The sequence below is a fragment of the Burkholderia sp. 3C genome (genome assembly GCF_054589155.1).
Genome location: NZ_BAAILN010000093.1, coordinates 267933 through 269983, shown reverse-complemented (window position 1 = coordinate 269983; position 2051 = coordinate 267933). Strand labels below are relative to the sequence as shown.

At 71.7% G+C, this 2051-nt stretch carries 3 protein-coding genes; 2 read left to right on the top strand and 1 reads right to left on the bottom strand.

Features of this window, described 5'->3' with window-relative positions:
- The coding region (locus tag ACYP33_RS19650; protein WP_459623449.1) for a YbfB/YjiJ family MFS transporter at window positions 1–834 on the top strand (834 nt) is incomplete at its 5' end.
- 149 nt (window positions 835–983) lie between these two features.
- Window positions 984–1520 (top strand): NUDIX domain-containing protein, encoded by a 537-nt coding sequence (locus ACYP33_RS19645; protein WP_414444888.1) that lies wholly within the window; start codon window positions 984–986, stop codon window positions 1518–1520.
- A gap of 21 nt (window positions 1521–1541) precedes the next feature.
- Here the strand turns inward: ACYP33_RS19645 and ACYP33_RS19640 are convergent, their stop codons facing one another.
- Window positions 1542–1880 carry a YbjQ family protein gene (locus ACYP33_RS19640; RefSeq protein WP_414449612.1) on the bottom strand — a complete coding sequence of 113 codons (339 nt, stop codon included), beginning with the start codon at window positions 1878–1880 and terminating at the stop codon, window positions 1542–1544.
- Between the last annotated feature and the right edge of the window lie 171 nt (window positions 1881–2051).

The following is a 2051-nucleotide window of genomic DNA, read 5'->3' as shown; positions in this document are numbered from 1 at the left end:
GTGGGGCAAGCTGGGGCGGCCGGACAGGTGGGGCAAGCGGGGGTGGTCGGGCAGGTGGGGCAAGCTGGGGCGGCCGGACAGGTGGGGCAAGCTGGGGCGGCCGGGCAAGTGGGGCAAGCCGGACAGGCAGGACAGGCACGACAGGCAGGATCGGAAGGGCAGGCAGCGCAAGCGAGTCATGCCGGGCAAGCAACGCAAGCCGCTCGAATCACGCACGCCGCGCCGCCCGACGCCGGCCACCCGGCCGTGCGCCGCGACGCGCGGCGGCTAATCGTGCTGTATGGCGCGCCGGGCTTCGGCTACATCATCACGGCCACGTTCCTGCCGGTGATCGCGCGCGGCGCGCTGCCGCCCGGTTCGCCGTGGCCGGATCTGTTCTGGCCAATGTTCGGCGCGGCGCTGATGGTGGGCGCGCTGCTCGCGTCGCGGTTGCCGGCCGGCTGGGACAACCGGCTGCTGCTCGGCCTGTCGTGCGCGGTGCAGGCGCTCGGCATCGTGTTGGGCATCGCATGGCCGACCGCGGCCGGCTTCGCACTCGGCAGCCTGCTGCTCGGCCTGCCGTTCACGGCGATCACGCTGTTCGCGATGCGCGAGGCGCGGCGTCTGCATGGTGAGGCGGCGGCCGGGCTGATGGGGTACGCCACGGCGTCCTACGGGCTCGGGCAGATCGCCGGGCCGCTGGTCGCCGCGCCGGTGGCGGCGCGGGCCGGGTCGTTCACGCCGGCGTTGTGGATCGCGGTGGCGGCGCTGCTGGCGGGCGCGCTCGGTTTCGCGGCCTGGGCGATCGTCGCGCGGCGCGAGGCGGCGGCCCGGGCCGGCCTGCCGGACGCGTAACGAAAAGACGCGCCCAAGCCCGCATCGGGGGCCGTCGCGGCCTCCGATGCAAACCGCCCAAACTCGCTAGAATGTGCGCTTCGTCTTTCCCCCAACGATGGCGCGCGACGGCTTCCCATGCCGCTCGCCGCGCCGCAAGCGCTCCCCCGATGACCACTGCCGAACACCGTTTCTGTCCGCGCTGCGCGACCCCGCTCACCACGCGCGCCGACGCGCTGCACGAGGGCGGCCGCGTCCGCCAGGTCTGCCCCGACGCGGCCTGCGGCTACGTCCACTGGAACAACCCGCTGCCGGTGGTGGCCGCGATCGTCGAGATCGACGGCAAGATCCTGCTCGCGCGCAACGCGGCCTGGCCGGAAGGGATGTTCGCGCTGATCACCGGCTTCCTCGAAAACGGCGAAACGCCCGAGGAAGGCATCGCCCGCGAAGTGCTGGAGGAAACCTCGTTGCGGGCCGATTCGGTGGAACTGGTGGGCGTGTACGAATTCATCCGCAAGAACGAGCTGATCATCGCGTATCACGTGCGGGCCAGCGGCGAGATCGCGCTGTCGCCGGAGCTGCTCGAATACCGGCTCGTCGAGCCGCCGAACCTGCGGCCGTGGCGCGCCGGCACCGGCTACGCCGTAGCCGACTGGATGCGCGCACGCGGGCTCGACGTGACGTTCGTCGACCGCCCGGGTCAATGACGGGCAATAACGCTCCGGCGTTCAGCCTGCGATCGGCGTGGCGCGCACCGCCGTGCCGTAGCACAGCACCTCGGTGATGCCCGAGCCGATTTCCGTGGCGTCGTAGCGCATGCCGATGATCGCGTTCGCGCCGAAGCCGGCGGCCTGCGCGATCATCTTGTCGTACGCGTCCTGCCGCGCGCGCTCGCACAACGAGGCGTAGAGCGAAATATTGCCGCCGAACACGGTCTGGATCGCGGCGCCGAACGAGCCGATGATCGAGCGCGAGCGCACGACGATGCCGCGCGCGATGCCGAACGATTGGTCGATGCGATGGCCGGGCAGGTCGAAGGCGGTGGTGATCAGGTGGTGGTCGGGCATGAGAGCTCTCGTGGCGAAGGGTGGAAGGGGGGGCGGCGGCGCGGCGAGCCGAGTCGCGTGCAGCCGCGTGCAGCCGCGTGCAGCCGCGTGCAGCCGCGTGCAGCCGCGTGCAGCCTGCACTCGAACTGCTTGGACGCCGGCCGCCCCTTGGAATTTCACGCGATGTGTGTT